Origin of the sequence: Zavarzinia aquatilis (assembly GCF_003173035.1) — a bacterium.
GTDB lineage: Bacteria > Pseudomonadota > Alphaproteobacteria > Zavarziniales > Zavarziniaceae > Zavarzinia > Zavarzinia aquatilis.
Genome location: NZ_QGLE01000003.1, coordinates 180,681 through 195,647, shown reverse-complemented (window position 1 = coordinate 195,647; position 14,967 = coordinate 180,681). Strand labels below are relative to the sequence as shown.

The window sequence follows — 14,967 nt, the reverse complement described above, 5'->3', positions numbered from 1 at the left end:
TGAATATCAATGACTTAGCAGCTCATGGAAAAACAGAAAGCTCGCCATGCCCATGCGCCAAAAATAATAAAGGGGACCGGCCGGGCCGATCCCCTTGGCGCGGTCGGTGACTGGGAGACCTTCGCGCGGCATCATCCTGTCATTGTGCGGCGGCGGAGGCAAGTCCAAGCTGTATTCGTAACCGCTCGACCGCTTCAGCCTGCAATTTGCCGGCCGGGTTTGGACTCGGCCGGGGGTCAATCCAGTCAAACCGAGGCCGGGACGGATCGGAGGCGACGGCGATAAATCGCGGCGGTAAAAGGTGCACGACCGCCGCCTGCCCCAGATCCGTGGACCCCGATAGCCAGCGCGGGCGGCTCTGGACCGCAGCCGTCAGCCAGGCCACGACATCGTCGGGAACGATCCGCTTGGCCGACCGCCACCGGCGGATCGTCGTCGCCGCATTGTCGATATTGTCCGTCAGCAGCCCTTCGCCGGCGAGAGCCCGGGCCAGCGACGACGCAAAGTGCTCGCCGCCCCACAGCCGGCCAAGGCGATCGAATTCGGCGGCTGACGCCTCGAGTTGGTCCGGAGTGGGTTGCGGCCGCGCCATCAGGCTTCGCCCCCATCGACCTTGCGCGGCTTGCCGCCCAGCTTCACCGTGGACCATCCGAGCGCAGCACCCGGACGCTCCTGCGATCCGCCCTTCAGCTTGACCCCCAGTCGGTAGGCATCACCCTTGATCACCATGCGCTCCCGACGATCGAGAGCGCTTTCCGCGCGACCTTCCGCCGTGGTGGCGGCCTCGTCCACGAGGACATTGATCACCCGCAAGCCCTCGGCCTCGCACCATTCGACCAGGGCCTGCCGCTGGGCCAGATGGGCGAGATAATCCTCGCCCGGCCGCAAGCGATAGAAAGTGTTGGCATCCGGGTAGCGCGTCAGCGCGATTTCATCGAGCCCGGGATGCGCTTCGCGCTGCGCCCGGATGACGTCGACCGCTTTCTGCAAGGCGTTCATCATCGTCAGCCCTCCGCCATCATGGCCTGATAGTCGGCATCTGTCATCGCCTCGGGGACATCCGACCAGCTCGCAGTCACGATGCGCGGCGCGAGATCGTCCCAGGCATCCGATTCTGTCGCCGCGCGGCTGAAAAGCAGCTTGCCGTAAGGTGACGCACCGTCCCATGCCGCGACCATCTTTCCGGCCGCGCTGTTGACACTGCCCTGGCTGACGTAGAGCTGCCAGCCCCCCTCCTCGCGACGCAGGTCATAGCGATGACCGTCGTGAGACAGCCGCGCCTGCGCGACCTCGAGCGCGGTCAAGCCGCTCTCCGGATAGCCACGGCCATCGGCGGGATAGGCATAGGTGCAGGTGATCTTGGTCATGAGAGCCTCCAGCTCTGGAGGGCCAGCCCATCGCTCGCCCTTAATGATCACCTTTTAGCTGACCGCTAACGCGCCGTCAAGGCGATTTATAGGTCTTAATGTCCTATTCTTCCCTTGATGATAGGACGAAATATCCTAATATAGCTCTTGTCGGCAGGGCATGGAGCCCGCCGAAACCGGAGACAAGATCATGACCGACCCCCGTATCGCCCGCGCCGAACAGATCGCGAAAGCCCTGACCGGATATCGCACCGAAGATGTCGGTCGCGGCTGCTGGGTTTACGACGCAAAGGTCTGGGCCAAGGGCAGCAAGGTCCGCGTCTACCTCGACAAGCGATATGTCGATCGCGAGGGCAATATCGAAGCCCGCGTGTTTGGCGGCGGCAATATCGACCTGATCCCGGGCGGGATCGTCTACGCGATCAAGGACGATGCAAATGCGATCCGCCGCGCGGTGGAGGCTATCTGATGCCGACGATTCCCAGACGTCCCGTCGACGGCGTTGCCACCATCCACGCCTGCACCGACAAGGCCGGGCGCCATATCCTCTATGTTGTCAGCGCTGAGCTTGGCGCCGGCATAGGCCTGATGTCAGCGCAAGATGCCGGCTGCGCAAGGCCGGCGAGGCGCATGGTCGGACCGGACTGGTCCACCCCCGAGACCATCGAGGGCGAGGGGCCGGGGCTGATCGTCTGGGGCCGCCACAAAGGCGACCGCCCGAGCCTGTCGAGCGCCATCGCACTTGACCCCGTGGCGGCGCGTGCCGTGGCCGCCGACTGCGCGACCAGGGGACTTGCCTATGAGGACCCGATTGTCTTTGCCGAGGTCCGCCGCCGCCTCGGTATGTCCGGCGAAGAGCTGGGAGTTGCACTCGGGTTTTCGCCCGATAATCCCGACCCGGTCCGCCGCCGCAAGAACGCCGGCCGGAATATCCGCCGCTATGAGGCAGAGGGCGCGCCGCCGACCGTCGCTCTGGCCCTGCGCTGGCTTGCGCTGCGGGGTGGCATCATCGAGCTTGACGGGTAGCGGAGGCCGTAAGAGGATCGTCCGTCCGCCAGCTATGGCGCGTGAGTTGAAACTGAGGATTTTTTGCTGTCGACACGCTGCCGTCCCTCGCGGGACGTGATGTCGAAATGCGCTGTGAGGACCAATCATCCTCGGACAGCCCGGCCTAACCGCCGGGCTGTCTCATTTGGTCCGCCCACACCCTGACCCCCGAAAGTCGGCTCCGGCAGTCCTGCCCGGCCCGCCGCAACTCGACGATCCAGAGGGCAAGCCCAGCATCATCGGCATCCGCCGCCGGCGGCGCGGGTTCTGGCGAGCAGGTCAGCAGGCTCGCCGGGATCTCAGGGACGATCACCTGCGGCGCCGGCGCGGAGGTCGTTGAGCAGCCCGCGGACAGCAGGGCTGTCGACGCAAGCGCGAGAGCGAGGGGCAGCCGCGATCCGGCGGCGGAGGGCATCGGCATTGGTTTCGGCTTTCTGGCGGGCGGCCTCGACGGCCGCGAGGGCGACTTGGGAAGCCGTCTGATCGGCGCGAAGCCGGGATAGAGCGGCGGCGGTCTCGATCTGGAGGCGGCGGGCATCGGCGGCCTGCAGATCGGCCAGGGCGAGATCGGCACGCAGGGCGCGGATATAGAGCGCGCCCGCCGCTAGGACGAGCAGGATCAAGCCGAGTCCGATCAGGCGACCATTGGCGAGCAGTCCGGTCAGCGAGATCATGGCGCAAGCCCCGTCTCGCAAAGCGCGCGCTCGGCAGCGCGGCGCTTGACGAGGCCCGGCAGCACCCGCCCGCGCGCCGTCACCCACTGCGGCCGGCCGGAATCGCTCTCATTGAAGGCCTTGCAACCGCCCCACCAGTCGCCGGCCCGGAAGCGCCGGGCCGCCGTCGAGCCGCAGAAGGCGCCGGACCCTATGTTGTAGGCAAAGCTGACGGAAGCGGCGAGCTGATAGGTCCGGCCGGCGAGCTGCGGCACACAGGCCAGCACCGGCTCGGCATGGGCGATCAGCTCGTCCTCGAGCGAGGCCCGGCACTCCGCCTCGGTGTAATGTCGGCCGACCTCGACGTCGGTCGTGTCACCCATGCATTTCGTCGGGATGCCGACCGGATCGAGATAGCCGCGCAGGATCGTGCCCTCGAATTGGGGCACGATGGCGAACAGGATCGCGGCGGCGGCGGCACCGGTCACCCCGGCCAGGGCCTTATTCTTCCGGGTCATCATGTAATGCCTTCTGTTTCACCAACCGCGCAACGATCGAGGCGGCGAAGATCACGACGCCCAGCATCGTCATGGCCCGCTCCGGCACCAGACCCCGAACCTCGTCCGGCATCATCTGCCAGAGGTAAAGCGCGGAATCGGGCCACAGCGTCAGCAGGCTCGTCAGCGCCGTGCCGGCGGCGGCAAGACGAACCGACCACAGGCGCCACCAGGTGCGCCGCCAATTGTCGATCAGCATGGCTACTCCCCTTCCCGCCCGACCAGATCGGGCCATGGATCGTCTGTTGTCACATCCCGCCCTTGCCGGGCGCGCTCAAGACCCATGAGCGCGACGGCGCATTGCTGATTGAGGGCGAGGACGCCGAAGAACGGGATTTCGACCAGGAACGGCATGCCCTCCCGATCCACACCGGTCAGCGTCGCCGTTTCGCCCTCGATATGGGCAAGGCAGGCGGTCACGATGCCGCCCCCTTGCCGGCCTTGAGGCGGGCGAGGATGACCTCCACGATCACACGGGGGCCGATCCAGCCCGCCGTCGCGGCGATGGCGCACGCAACCGTCTGGCTGGCACCCAGCCAATCGGCGAGTCCGCTGGCCATGATGCCGCCGCCGACGGCCGACGGCAGCTCGAGCAGCCAGCGGGACAAGCTGAACTCGCCGCCTCGCGCCGCCCTTTCGGCCAACTTGCCGATGCGGCCAATGACGGCAGAGATGACGGGACCGAGCGCGCCCTGGATTACATCCATGAGCGGCTGGGGATCAGGCGTTGCCATGCGGGCCTCCGGGACATAAAAAAGCCCGCGCGCGGCGGGCTGGTCACAAGAAATTACGGGCGGGATCACGGCCTGCAGAACCGCCACAGGATCGCGTCAGTGATGGCGTCCGCCCACATCGCATAACCGCGCCGACGCATATGCACGATGTCGCCCGCCCCCTCGATCGCCAGAGATGCGTCGGTTGTGACCCGATTTGGCGCCATGCTTGCACGGCTGAAGCAATAATCCGGGTCCATCTGGTGCGACACCTGGATGAACTCAGCGTAATCCCTGTCATCGCACACCTTGCGATAAGCCAGACCGTAATCCCGCACGGCAGTGCGAAAAACATCAGCCGCGCAGTACCACCGCTGCACGACAGATGAAGTATTGCCTTTGAAGATGCCCTCCGGGGGCGCCCACAGACCGACCACCCAGACCGTTGCCGCCGGGTATTCGACATGAATTCGGTCCATCATGGCAGCGACATAGCCGGCTGATGCCGTCGGATCGACGCCCGCCGCCCAATCGTTCCAACCGAGGGCAATCATCACGAGCAGATTTCCCCCGTCAGATTCCACACCAGAAATGACAGTACCGACATCCCATCCGTTGTTCTCGATGAAATATTTCATCGAGAACTTCCACGCCGTTCCCTCCGGGCCCCATGGCGTCAGCGCGGGATCCCAGAAAGCATTGGATTTACCATCGCCGCCGACCGCATCGGTACGCTCAAGATAGCTGAGGGGTTTCCATCCACCACGCCCCTCATGCTTGACGGTTGCTGTTCCGCGTGTCCCGCGAAAATGGATATTGCCCAGACCAAGGGCGGGCCTTATGTCTCCGGCAACAACAGGCCCCCACTCGCTCGGACCGGTCGAGAGTGCGGGGACGCCGATCCCTGTCAACTGGCGGGAGACCTCATTGATCATGGTGCCATCCCCGTCGATCGCCTCCGGATCGCCCGAAGACAGCTGAGACATCGTGCTGTCACCGATCGCCACGATATTGAGAGGCGCGGCCGGCGAAGTGACGGAGCCGGTGTCAACAATCTCCAGCAAGATTTCGCCGATATCGACCTGCACGCTGCCGACCGTTGCCCGCACCGCGACGGCCGATGGAGCATCGCTGTCCTTGCGAATCTGCAATGTCTCGACACCGCGGAAAACGTCGAAAGACCCCGAACTCGGCGCCCATGCGAGCGGCACCGCACGATCACCGATGATCCCCCGCGCGTGCATGTACAGGGGCTCGCCGATCCGGCCAAAGGCTACCTTGGGCGCGAGATAGACAATATCTGGAGCTCCCGATTCCTGCAGGACCTGAGCCGGCCGGACGCTGAGCAAGGCATATGGCACCATATCATTGCGCGCGGTTGCCCGAATATACGCCACACCAGAAGGGATGGTAACTCGTCGAGATACAAAATCGCTGTTCGTCGGGCCGATCAAAAGATTGGCAACAAAGACCTTGGAGCTGTCATAGCCAGCGACAACCGCCCCAAGACCGGTGACGTTTTGTGCCGAAACGTAAAAGACCTGTCCCTCGGTGACGGGGATGTAATCGGTTGTGCGAAAATAGGGGTGACCGGCCTGCACCGTGCCGCCGACAAGATTGAGGCGCTCCGCCGAGACCAGGGATGGGGCAAGGTAGTTGACGATCGCGCCATTCGCCAGCATGTCCATTGCAAAGGCCAGGCCGGCGCCGGAGTTGACAATGCGGACCGGGCCGACATCGTCGGCATGGAAAGTAATCCTTATGGTTTCCGCCGTCGGAAAAAGATCGCCAACCCGGATGGTCTGATTTCGCGCCACCGGATTATGGCTGCCCAGATAGGCTTCCGCAGCGCCATAGAAGGCAATCTGACAACGCAGGCTGTCGACATTCGAGATCAGGCCGCCGCCGCAGGAAACATAGCTGTCCGCACTCACCGGGAGCGCATCGGTCATGAGGTACGACGCCGAATTACCGATCGCTCCGGTCGATTTGATAACATACTGGCTGGACAGCCCGCCTGCGCTGTCCGTCGGCGTGCCGTAAATCGTAAACATCAGATCGCTGACCAGGTCGACGGATTTCTGATCGTAGACGTAATATTGGACGGCGCCGGTTTCAGCCGTCAGCCGGGCATATTTCGTCCCCGCCGGGGCATCGGCAATATCATATACGGTTACATCGGTCGGCGCCCAGAGGTGACCGAGGAACGCCTTCGATGCATCGTAAAAGGCAATCGGCACGCGGGAACCCGCAATGACACTGGCACCCATCCGGGTGATGGCCATTGTCGAGGTAAGCTCGATGTAATCGGTAGCATATCGACCGCCCGCAGCGACCTGCGCGCCCGTTGTGTCGATTGCGGCATTGGCGATGGCATCGGCAGTATGGTTCCGGAAGTCGCCGCCGAATACACTCAATGCATCGGCGGCACGGCGCGCGGTATAACCATCTACGGTATTCGCCATGAGGTCCGCGACATCGCCTTCGACGGCATCGACGCGCGCGGAGATGCCGTCGATCTCGCCGTCGACATAGGCGGTCAGGCTGGCCAGAACAGCGGCCGAATCGAGAAACTGAAAGATTTGCGACCACGATCCCGACCCGCTGGCACCAGCCTTGACATAGATGCCGTTATAACTCGAGGTCCCATCCTGCGTGACCGCCGCGATCGTGCCCGCGGCATAGGCAAGATCCGCATAGAGCGAAACTCGCGTCGTCTTGTAAACGGTCACGCCCCCGAGGGCGAGAATCTGCCGGATATCCTCCAAGGCCATATCGAGAGCTTGGCCAAGCGCACGAATCGTGACCTTCCGGGGCTTGTATGCACCGGATGCCGGAACCCCATCGGTTTCATAGTCGCGCCAGGCATCGGCGTAAAGATCCGTGAAATTCGTCATGATATTTCCGTTCGTTCGGTTAAGACGCGAGACTCTGGGCGCTCTTCCACACCGCAACGCGCTCCGCCGTCCAGTGATCGGCGCAAGCCGCCTGCACTTCGGCAGGCTCGGCCGAGATATCGGCCCCGGGCAGGATCACGCGGCGGTGATAGTCGCCGGCCTCGTCGATCTCGCGGATCTGGATGGGACCGATGGGGTGGCGGTCGATCATGTCAATCTGTACGGTCAAATCCAGTACTCCACTGCAAGGTTGATCGTATGGGCGAAACCGGACGATAGGTTCGCCACAGTCATGGTCGCGGTCGAGGCACCCGCGATATTGGTTTGCAGCAAGATGAATGAGTTGGATGGAGAGACCCGTGCGACGGGGGTGCCGGTGTAACCGACGAAGCGGGCGTTGATCGACTGGATGTGACCGCCGCCGATCACTGACCCGGTGACGAATGGCAGGCCATTGATCACAAAACTCCCACTTGCCGTCGTCCACGTCGGCGTGAAATTGCCGTCCAGCGTGGCCTTGACCCTGTTGCCGAGCCGTTGATACTTGCCGGCCAGAGTATTTGATGTGATGGCCAGATCACCCGCCGTCGTGAAGGTTGGCGACGGCGTCCACGTCCCCTCCTCATAGGGCAGTGCCGACCATGCCGCTGCGGCACGCCTCGGCAGGCCATCGCCAAGCGCGGCGATGGCGCTAAGGTCCGCGTCGAATCCCTGTATGTCGCTCCCGATGACGAGGTCGAGCAGGTCGAGCAGCTGGGCCCTCGTCAGCTTTTTTGAGGCGCCGTCCTGCCAAATCGGGAAGACTTCATCTCCGACGGGCGTTGGCGCGCCGACGGTCAGGTCGCTGAAGGTCTTGGTCGCCATCAGACCACCACCAGATAATTACCGAGTCCATCCACCATGAGGTCACCCCCCTCTGTCGCGATGTAATCCGTTGCAATCGCCAGCGTCACCGGCCCGGCCGGGGCGGACGATGTACCGACCGTGTTTTCCGCGGTCACCCAATAGTCGTAAGCCCCGATCGGCAGGTCGGGATCGGTCACGCTCATGATCTGGCCAAGGCCGCCGGCTATATCGCTGGCAACCGGTACCGCCGCGCCGAAGCCATCCCCGGCCGCCGCCCGCCAGACCGTCGCGGCGGCGAAATTCGTCGAGCGGGGGTTGCGCCACGTCACCACCGCGTCGCCAAGGGCCGACGTTGCCGAAAGACCGCTTGGCAGCTCCGGGGCGATGCCGTCGGTCGATGTATCGGCATAGGCTGAGGCCGACCACAGTCCGGCCCTTACCCTCACCTGATATTCGATCGTGACGTCGGCGGGCGCCGGCTGAACCCGCGCCCGGATCAGTCCCGATCCGATGGTGACCGCGGCGAGGCTGGACGACGCCCAGGGCTCCGATCCGACGCGATGCCGCTCCTCGAAGCTGCAGGTCTCCGATTCGTCGAAATCGTCCCATTCCAGGTCAACGCCGATCCCGGTCACGCCATTCGCGAGGCCGATGGCTACGGGCGCAGCGACGAGGCCGGTTACCTGCGGCGCACCATCTCCCGTCACGCGTTCCGCGACGGGCGGTGGCTCGCCCTCGTCCGTCGCGTCCCAGGCGTCGATGGCATTCGGGTTGACCGACCGGACATTCAGGGTCCGCGTCAACTGCGCCAGCGACGTCGTCTGCCCGCCAATCTCGACGACGACATCGGACAGGCGCGGCACCCGTTCCGACCGTACCCTGACCCAGCGATGGCCGATGGTCCGCAGGGCCGAAAGCCGGCATATCAGGGTGCCGCGCAGCGACGCCGTCGAGCGGTCGACCATGCGCTTGCCCAGCCGGCGCGCCTGCGACAGATTATGCACCTGCCACAGGTCGATGGACTGCGACCTGTAGCCATATTCGACGATGGAGGCATCGTCGCGCCACGGCTCCGCCGAGACCGCGCCGAAGCCCTGATCGGGCGATGTATACTGGATCGCCAGATGATTGATGTAATCGCTGTCGTTCTCGTCGTCGTCGATGGAATAGCCGCAGATATCGTCATCGGTCAGGACGACGGTCGGCTCGATATACTTGCCGACTATCATGATCATGCTGCCGTCGCCGAACTCGCAATCCCAGCCATCGCAACTCGCCATGATAGAAGCGCGCACGCTGGCCCTGTCCGTCTCCGCGTCCCACCAGAAATGACACGCATAGCGGGGCGCCGTGCCGCCCGCCCGTTGCGGGACGAGGTCGTCGCAGGCATCGGCCTGTGCCATCCACAGATCGAGGCGGGGCAAGACCACCTCGGCATAGGGCCGCTGCGGGCCATGGGGGCACCAGCACTCGTACCAGATGCGGACCAGCACCGGATTAGCGGAATACCCCCACGTCGCCTCATCCTCGGGGTTCTGCCCTTCGTCACGCGGGTCCCATATCGCCTGCCAGCGCCCCGACACCGACATGACGGGATCGCCGCCGACATAGACCGCCTGAAACCGTTCCGCCCCGACCGGCAGGCAAGCCCAGCCGATGGCGCAGACCCCGTCGGCGCGAAAGCCCGACGTCATCACGGCGGGCGCCGCCTCGATCATCCAGGTCGCCGGATTGTCTTCGGCGGCGGTCGAGGCCGGCATCGGCCCGCCGTCATGGGTCCAGACATGGACGCGCGGGCGCGAATTCTCGTTGCCGAAGCCCATGTCCCAGAACCGATGATCGGAATAGGTATCGAGCGTTACGCGGCGCCGCGGGTCGATGATCCAGGGCGCCAGCGAAACCTCGTCATCGCCGATCCAGTAGCGCTGCATTTCGACACAAGGCCCCTGCTTCAGGGCCGAGACGCGCCAGAGCGTTCCCAGGCTGGCCTCCTTCACCATCGTCTTGCCGGCGACGCGACAGGTTCCGACGGCATAGAGGACCGCCGGCACCGGCTCCTGCACCGGCACCGTGCCGTCCGCCGGATCGGGCAGCTTCGGGCGCGGCGTCAGCAGCGACATGATGCCGATGGAGATAGCGGCGACCGCGACCTGCACGATCACAGCCGCGACAATCGCCGCCGCCTCCGCGCCGATATAGGTCGCGAGGAAGGTGGCAATGGCCGCCGTCACCGGATCGGCCAGGGCCACGCGCGGCACCAGCAGGCCGGCGAGCGTGACGATCAGCAGGATCATGCGGCAACCCTCCATGCCCGGGCCGTCGGGAACGGCGCGGCGAGCAGCCGGCGGATGCCGCGCACCACCCACAGGTCGCCCTGGCGGATCGCCGAGACCACGCCCATGCCGTCCAGGGCGGTCGGCGCCCGCACGAGGCCGACATCGCCCGTCACCGGGGCATCCGTCTCGCTGAAGCGCGCCGCCGTCATCGCCCGCGCCACGACGGCTTCGAGCCCTCCCGCGTTGAGGAGGCGCGCCCGACACTCGTCCGCGCTGCCGTATCGCCCGCGCCAGCCCGCGGCCGGATCGGTACCGGTCACCGCCAGCACCCAGTCGGCGGCGAACAGCGTGCAGTCATGGCTGCCCCATTCCCACCGCCGCCGGCAGCAGGATTCGAGGTAATCGCGCAGCATCATCAGAATGTCGGCCAGGTCACGGTCGCGCCCCGCTGATATCGGGGCGTCAGGTTAGTGAAGGTCGACCCCTCGTGCAGCGCCTTCCACTGGTTCGGCACCCAGTGCAGCGGCTGTCCGCGCGACCGGGAGGTGTCGCCGTTTTTGCAAACCAGCGTCAGGGTCACCGTGTTCGGCGCCGCCGGCCCATCGCCCGGCGCGCTCGAAATCGAGAGATGCGAGGCCGTATATTGCGCGACCGGAATGATCGGAGTTACAGGCGACCAATCCCGGTTGAAGGCCATCAGCCCCAGATTGACCCGGCGCCCCCGAACCTTGACCGCGCCCCCGGCGACATAGGCTTCGACCGTCGGCGGTACGCCGGACAGCCGGAACGAGACATCGTCCGCCGTGCCATCCACGATATGGTCGATATCCGGTGCGTCGAGCAGCACGCCAAGGCCGATGTAATCCTCTGCCCCGGCGACGACGACGGCGCCCGAGCGCATCTCGCCGGCGCGCGCCTGCACGCCGGACCACAGGCGCAGGCTGGTCGCCGACGTGTCCCCCTGACAGCGGAAGAAGATGCCGAAACGCGCGGCCGGATCGGCCAGCGCCGCCGCCAGCGCCTCGTCGATATAGACGCTCACGGCACGCCCCCGAACTCGATGAAGGAGGCCGAACCGGTGCCGAAGCGCCGAAGATCGGTGTCCCGCTCGAAACCATCCGCCGCCGCCAGGACCATGGTGCAGCGCGGCCGGTCGAAAATCGCGGCATCCGCCGCCGCGACCGCCTCCCACAGCGGCGCGCGGATCGTCACCGTCATGACCGCGCCCGCCGTCGCCTCGATGCTGCGGATAACATAGAGACGCCAGCCGAACGCCGGGTGCAGCACCGAGAAGCGCTCGCCGCCTCGAAACGCCCCGGATCGCAAGACCTCGATCTGCACCGTGGTCGCCCCCGCCGGGGCCGCCGCGGCGAAGCGGGCGACGATGACATCGGTCGAATAACCCGTCGCATCGCTGAAGAACGCGCCGTCCGAATGCGGCACCTGGTCGAGCGCGGTCACCGCACGCCCCTGATACAGCGGCCAGGGCACGAGCCGGGGGTCGCATACCGGGACGATCACCGGCTCGGCCCCACCGTCCAGCAGGGCTTCCATCGCCGCCCACTGCGCGAAATCGTCCCGGCCGCGCAGGGGCACGTCAACGAATTCCGCCGCCCACAACCCGGCGCCGCCGTCGATCCGGGCGCGCGAGGTTACGCCCGATAGTGAGCGCGGCCCCTCGTTCAAGAGCGACGACAGGCGCCAGTTGACCCGCCGCGCCTTGTGCATGACGGGGGCCAGCTCATGGGTCATGGATCAGCGCCCGTATTTCTGCTGTTTGGCGAGGCGCGCGGCGAATCGCTGGTCGCTGGCCTTGATCGCCATCGCCGCGCCCTTCTGCGCTTCCTCGCGGGCGATGCGGGCAATGGTTTCGTCGCCGTTGGCGCCGCGCAGGTCGATGGTCTGGCGAAAGCTGGTCTCGATCCGCTGCGGCTGCGGGCTGGCCCGTTCGGCCGTCCGGTTGATGGCGGCGACATCGGGGATTTTCGGGATGATCCGGCCGCCGGCATCGGGTGTGAACAGCTCAGGTCCCTTCTCGCCGACGAGATAGGAGGCCCCAATGCGCACCGGCCCGCCCTTCGCCAGATGGCCGCGCACCGGTCCAGCCGAAACGCCAAGGCTCGTCGCGATGGTGCCGTGCCCGCCACCACCGCTGAAAAGACCGCCGATCCCGGCGCTAATCAGGCCGAACAGCCCGCCGCCGCCACCGCCCGACGTCGCCGTGCCGAGCAGACCGGCGAAAGGCCCGGTGCCGAGCAGCGCCGCCTGCAGGGCCGCGTTGGCCAGCGCCTTGCCCAGGTTCTCGACCGCGTCCGCCGCGTTCTTGCTGTTGGTGATGATGTCGGTCAGGGCGGTCACGCTCTGCTGGCCCAGAAAATCCCACATTTCCTGTTCCTGCCGCATCGTCTCGACCGCGCGGGCATTGGTCTCGTTGGCCGCGACCCGCGCTTCGGCCAGGGCGGCGATCTCGCCGCGATAGGCCGACAGATTGGTCACGCCCTGTTCGAGATACTGCTGTTCCAGCCGATAGGTTTCGAGGGCGACGGCCCGGTCATGCTCGTTCTTCGACAGGGCGGCGGTATTGTTCGTAACCTCAGCCGTTTCCGCCGCATAGGACGCGCGCAGATCGTCCAGCCCCTGCCGCTGCTGGACCTGCTGGCGAAAAAACTGGTCCGCCGCATCCTGCATCGGGATGTCGGACGGGTCGGCCTTTTTCCTGGCGGCACGCTCGCGGGCCGCCGTCGCCTCACGATCCGCGACCACCTTCTCCGCATCACGGCGAAGCGCGAGTTCATCGGGAATCTGAATGCCAGAGGCCGCCGCATCGCGCCGGAGACGATCCATTTCCTGAGCAACGTCGCGGGCACGAGCTCCAAGCCGGGCAAGCTCCCTCTGCTCCCGGATATATCGGTTATAAACGCTTTGCGGATCAGGGGCCGCGCGATCCCGACCGTAGGGCGCGACGGGGGCTGCCGTCGGGGCAGCTTCATTCAGGGTCTCGATGCCACGACGAAGCCGTTCCGTCTGGGATATGGCCTCACGCAACCGCCCGATCAGCTTGTCGACATCCGGCGATATTTCTTGCCGTGAAACATCGTCCAGCCTGCGCTGAAGGGCGGCGGCTTCCTGCGTGCCGTCCCGTGCTGCCTGCGCGATATCGAGCAATTCCTGACCCGCGGCGGAGTTGACAATCCGCTCCCCGCTGCCGGCACGAAGCCGGAAAATCTCGCCGATCATCGTGTTGAGGTTGTCGGCACCAAGACCGCCAATCCCCCCCCGATTGGTCGTCAGGCGATCCAACTCATCTGCGAGCTTCCTCGCTTCCTCCCGTTTTTTTTCAAGAGGCATCCGATTCAACGCGCCGGACACGTCGTCGATCTTGCCGGCAGCCTCCCGTGCCTTGATGCCGAGGCGATCGAGGATCTGCGCGGCTTCATCGGTTCTGGCACCCGTCTCCGCTGCGCGCGCCGTCACCAGGGCGAAGGTCGCTGCCACCGCCGTCAGCGCGATACCGACCGGGCCGCCAAGGGCTGCGCTCAGCGCGCCGAAGCCTCGCGCCGCGATGGTCGCCGCTCCGGCCGAGGCCGCGAAGGCCCGCATCCGCGCCGTGGCCGCGAAGAGGGCCGGGATCGCGCGCGATACCAGCGCGATTCCGATGGCCGTCAGCGCGACTGCCGCCACGTCGAGGTTATTGGCGAGATAGGTGATCGCCCCCGACAAGATCGCCGTCGCGCCCGTCGCCTTGTCGACCGCGCCCGCGCCCCGCAGAAGCTGATTTTCGAGCACCGTGAAGGCGCCAGACAGGGTCAGCGTCGCCTTCCCGGCCTGCCCTTCGAGTTGCCCCGCGCCCTTCAGGAAGGCCTGGAAGAAGTCCTGCGAGGTGACCTTACCATCGGCGATCAGGGTGCGCAGCCTTGCCACCGAACCGCCGGCCGCCGCGAGGTTGTTGGCGACCGCCTGCGCGATGACCGGCAGGCCTTCGAGCACGCTATTGAATTCTTCCGCCCGGAATACCCCCGAGCCCAGCCCCTGCGAGAGCTGGAGCAAGGCGCCCGAGGCCGCCGCGGTCGATGTCCCTTGAATGCGGACCGCCGCCGACACGCCGTCGACGAAGGTCTTGAGCTGATCCTGTGTCGCGCCCAGGGACTTCGCCGCGAGGCTGGCACGGGCATAGACCTGCCCCAGGCTTTCAACCTCGACGCCATTGCGATTCGCGGCGGCGAACAGATCATCCTCGACCTGCGCGAAGGCCTGCCCTTCCAGCCCCGCCACCTTCAGGGTGTTGGCGAAGCGGGTGTAACCATCGGCGAGACGGCCCGCCGCCTCGATGCCCTGCACCCCGGCGAAGGCCGCGCCCAATTGCAGCAGGCCGGCGCGTGCCCGGGCGATGGAGCCGTCGAGGCCGGAAAAGGCCGAGGACGACCGCTTGTTCATTTCGTCAAAGCGGCGCTTGATTTCGGCGGATCGCTGCGCCGCCACATTGGCCGCCTTCGCCATCTGCTTCTCGAAGGCATTGGCCTTCGCTTCGAGCACGACGATCAGTTTTTCGACATCCGTGGCCATGTTTCACCCATGAAAAAAGGCGCCCGGTCAGGGGCGCCTTGAAGTCTC

At 65.7% G+C, this 14,967-nt stretch carries 19 protein-coding genes; 2 read left to right on the top strand and 17 right to left on the bottom strand.

The window, feature by feature from the left end:
- Nucleotides 1-139: 139 nt before the first annotated feature.
- Genes DKG74_RS07255 through DKG74_RS07245 form a run of 3 tightly spaced genes read right to left on the bottom strand, consistent with a single transcriptional unit; the run spans nucleotide 140 to nucleotide 1,367 of the window.
- Nucleotides 140-592, bottom strand: a complete 453-nt coding sequence (locus DKG74_RS07255; RefSeq protein ID WP_109904184.1) for a hypothetical protein — start codon at nucleotides 590-592, stop codon at nucleotides 140-142.
- Nucleotides 592-1,002, bottom strand: a complete 411-nt coding sequence (locus DKG74_RS07250; protein ID WP_109904182.1) for a hypothetical protein — start codon at nucleotides 1,000-1,002, stop codon at nucleotides 592-594. Before DKG74_RS07250 ends, DKG74_RS07255 begins: the two co-directional genes overlap by 1 nt.
- 2 nt (nucleotides 1,003-1,004) lie before the next feature.
- A complete protein-coding gene (locus tag DKG74_RS07245) occupies nucleotides 1,005-1,367 on the bottom strand; it encodes a hypothetical protein (protein ID WP_109904180.1) in 363 nt (120 codons plus the stop codon).
- Between the two features lie 190 nt (nucleotides 1,368-1,557).
- Between DKG74_RS07245 and DKG74_RS07240 the strand changes: the two genes are divergently transcribed.
- Both DKG74_RS07240 and DKG74_RS07235 read left to right on the top strand, forming a co-directional pair.
- Nucleotides 1,558-1,836, top strand: coding sequence for a hypothetical protein (locus DKG74_RS07240; protein WP_133251532.1), 279 nt, complete (start codon nucleotides 1,558-1,560; stop codon nucleotides 1,834-1,836).
- Nucleotides 1,836-2,393, top strand: a complete 558-nt coding sequence (locus DKG74_RS07235; RefSeq protein WP_109904176.1) for a hypothetical protein — start codon at nucleotides 1,836-1,838, stop codon at nucleotides 2,391-2,393. The genes DKG74_RS07240 and DKG74_RS07235 overlap by 1 nt, the downstream gene beginning before the upstream one ends.
- Before the next feature lie 145 nt (nucleotides 2,394-2,538).
- Here DKG74_RS07235 and lysC read toward each other — a convergent pair whose 3' ends face one another.
- The 14 genes from lysC to DKG74_RS07170 all read right to left on the bottom strand — a co-directional run bounded on the left by lysC (nucleotide 2,539) and on the right by DKG74_RS07170 (nucleotide 14,919).
- The gene (lysC, locus tag DKG74_RS22500) at nucleotides 2,539-2,829 is read right to left on the bottom strand and encodes an Rz1-like lysis system protein LysC (RefSeq protein ID WP_423841694.1); all 291 of its coding nucleotides are present in this window, start codon (nucleotides 2,827-2,829) and stop codon (nucleotides 2,539-2,541) included.
- Nucleotides 2,714-3,088 (bottom strand): hypothetical protein, encoded by a 375-nt coding sequence (locus tag DKG74_RS07230; protein ID WP_109904174.1) that lies wholly within the window; start codon nucleotides 3,086-3,088, stop codon nucleotides 2,714-2,716. Before DKG74_RS07230 ends, lysC begins: the two co-directional genes overlap by 116 nt.
- Nucleotides 3,085-3,585 carry a lysozyme gene (locus tag DKG74_RS07225; protein ID WP_207779277.1) on the bottom strand — a complete coding sequence of 167 codons (501 nt, stop codon included), beginning with the start codon at nucleotides 3,583-3,585 and terminating at the stop codon, nucleotides 3,085-3,087. Before DKG74_RS07225 ends, DKG74_RS07230 begins: the two co-directional genes overlap by 4 nt.
- Nucleotides 3,569-3,823, bottom strand: coding sequence for a DUF7940 domain-containing protein (locus DKG74_RS07220; protein WP_109904170.1), 255 nt, complete (start codon nucleotides 3,821-3,823; stop codon nucleotides 3,569-3,571). Before DKG74_RS07220 ends, DKG74_RS07225 begins: the two co-directional genes overlap by 17 nt.
- A 2-nt stretch (nucleotides 3,824-3,825) precedes the next feature.
- Nucleotides 3,826-4,044: a hypothetical protein gene (locus DKG74_RS07215; protein WP_109904168.1), complete on the bottom strand. Its 219-nt coding sequence runs from the start codon at nucleotides 4,042-4,044 to the stop codon at nucleotides 3,826-3,828.
- Complete coding sequence (locus tag DKG74_RS07210; RefSeq protein WP_133251531.1) at nucleotides 4,041-4,358, bottom strand: phage holin family protein; 318 nt, start codon at nucleotides 4,356-4,358, stop codon at nucleotides 4,041-4,043. The genes DKG74_RS07215 and DKG74_RS07210 overlap by 4 nt, the downstream gene beginning before the upstream one ends.
- A gap of 65 nt (nucleotides 4,359-4,423) precedes the next feature.
- Nucleotides 4,424-7,234 (bottom strand): SGNH/GDSL hydrolase family protein, encoded by a 2,811-nt coding sequence (locus DKG74_RS07205; protein ID WP_109904164.1) that lies wholly within the window; start codon nucleotides 7,232-7,234, stop codon nucleotides 4,424-4,426.
- Between the two features lie 19 nt (nucleotides 7,235-7,253).
- A complete protein-coding gene (locus DKG74_RS07200; protein WP_133251530.1) occupies nucleotides 7,254-7,463 on the bottom strand; it encodes a hypothetical protein in 210 nt (69 codons plus the stop codon).
- On the bottom strand, nucleotides 7,460-8,098 hold the full coding sequence (locus tag DKG74_RS07195; RefSeq protein WP_109904160.1) for a hypothetical protein: 639 nt from the start codon (nucleotides 8,096-8,098) through the stop codon (nucleotides 7,460-7,462). The genes DKG74_RS07200 and DKG74_RS07195 overlap by 4 nt, the downstream gene beginning before the upstream one ends.
- Nucleotides 8,098-10,374: a phage tail protein gene (locus DKG74_RS07190; protein ID WP_165837575.1), complete on the bottom strand. Its 2,277-nt coding sequence runs from the start codon at nucleotides 10,372-10,374 to the stop codon at nucleotides 8,098-8,100. The genes DKG74_RS07195 and DKG74_RS07190 overlap by 1 nt, the downstream gene beginning before the upstream one ends.
- Nucleotides 10,371-10,769 (bottom strand): DUF6950 family protein, encoded by a 399-nt coding sequence (locus DKG74_RS07185; protein WP_133251529.1) that lies wholly within the window; start codon nucleotides 10,767-10,769, stop codon nucleotides 10,371-10,373. Before DKG74_RS07185 ends, DKG74_RS07190 begins: the two co-directional genes overlap by 4 nt.
- Nucleotides 10,770-10,771: 2 nt before the next feature.
- Nucleotides 10,772-11,398, bottom strand: coding sequence for a hypothetical protein (locus tag DKG74_RS07180; RefSeq protein WP_109904154.1), 627 nt, complete (start codon nucleotides 11,396-11,398; stop codon nucleotides 10,772-10,774).
- On the bottom strand, nucleotides 11,395-12,108 hold the full coding sequence (locus tag DKG74_RS07175) for a hypothetical protein (RefSeq protein WP_109904152.1): 714 nt from the start codon (nucleotides 12,106-12,108) through the stop codon (nucleotides 11,395-11,397). Before DKG74_RS07175 ends, DKG74_RS07180 begins: the two co-directional genes overlap by 4 nt.
- A 3-nt stretch (nucleotides 12,109-12,111) precedes the next feature.
- Nucleotides 12,112-14,919, bottom strand: a complete 2,808-nt coding sequence (locus DKG74_RS07170) for a tape measure protein (protein WP_109904150.1) — start codon at nucleotides 14,917-14,919, stop codon at nucleotides 12,112-12,114.
- Nucleotides 14,920-14,967 lie beyond the last annotated feature (48 nt).

What these genes read in the sequence shown, in the direction of transcription:
- DKG74_RS07235 (WP_109904176.1), top strand. Translation starts at nt 1,836, where the DNA reads ATGCCGACGATTCCCAGACGTCCCGTCGACGGCGTTGCCACCATCCAC.
- DKG74_RS07225 (WP_207779277.1), bottom strand. Translation starts at nt 3,585, where the DNA reads ATGACCCGGAAGAATAAGGCCCTGGCCGGGGTGACCGGTGCCGCCGCC.
- DKG74_RS07195 (WP_109904160.1), bottom strand. Translation starts at nt 8,098, where the DNA reads ATGGCGACCAAGACCTTCAGCGACCTGACCGTCGGCGCGCCAACGCCC.
- DKG74_RS07255 (WP_109904184.1), bottom strand. Translation starts at nt 592, where the DNA reads ATGGCGCGGCCGCAACCCACTCCGGACCAACTCGAGGCGTCAGCCGCC.
- DKG74_RS07230 (WP_109904174.1), bottom strand. Translation starts at nt 3,088, where the DNA reads ATGATCTCGCTGACCGGACTGCTCGCCAATGGTCGCCTGATCGGACTC.
- DKG74_RS07250 (WP_109904182.1), bottom strand. Translation starts at nt 1,002, where the DNA reads ATGATGAACGCCTTGCAGAAAGCGGTCGACGTCATCCGGGCGCAGCGC.
- DKG74_RS07210 (WP_133251531.1), bottom strand. Translation starts at nt 4,358, where the DNA reads ATGGCAACGCCTGATCCCCAGCCGCTCATGGATGTAATCCAGGGCGCG.
- DKG74_RS07240 (WP_133251532.1), top strand. Translation starts at nt 1,558, where the DNA reads ATGACCGACCCCCGTATCGCCCGCGCCGAACAGATCGCGAAAGCCCTG.
- lysC (WP_423841694.1), bottom strand. Translation starts at nt 2,829, where the DNA reads ATGCCCTCCGCCGCCGGATCGCGGCTGCCCCTCGCTCTCGCGCTTGCG.
- DKG74_RS07175 (WP_109904152.1), bottom strand. Translation starts at nt 12,108, where the DNA reads ATGACCCATGAGCTGGCCCCCGTCATGCACAAGGCGCGGCGGGTCAAC.
- DKG74_RS07185 (WP_133251529.1), bottom strand. Translation starts at nt 10,769, where the DNA reads ATGCTGCGCGATTACCTCGAATCCTGCTGCCGGCGGCGGTGGGAATGG.
- DKG74_RS07205 (WP_109904164.1), bottom strand. Translation starts at nt 7,234, where the DNA reads ATGACGAATTTCACGGATCTTTACGCCGATGCCTGGCGCGACTATGAA.
- DKG74_RS07190 (WP_165837575.1), bottom strand. Translation starts at nt 10,374, where the DNA reads ATGATCCTGCTGATCGTCACGCTCGCCGGCCTGCTGGTGCCGCGCGTG.
- DKG74_RS07220 (WP_109904170.1), bottom strand. Translation starts at nt 3,823, where the DNA reads ATGCTGATCGACAATTGGCGGCGCACCTGGTGGCGCCTGTGGTCGGTT.
- DKG74_RS07170 (WP_109904150.1), bottom strand. Translation starts at nt 14,919, where the DNA reads ATGGCCACGGATGTCGAAAAACTGATCGTCGTGCTCGAAGCGAAGGCC.
- DKG74_RS07245 (WP_109904180.1), bottom strand. Translation starts at nt 1,367, where the DNA reads ATGACCAAGATCACCTGCACCTATGCCTATCCCGCCGATGGCCGTGGC.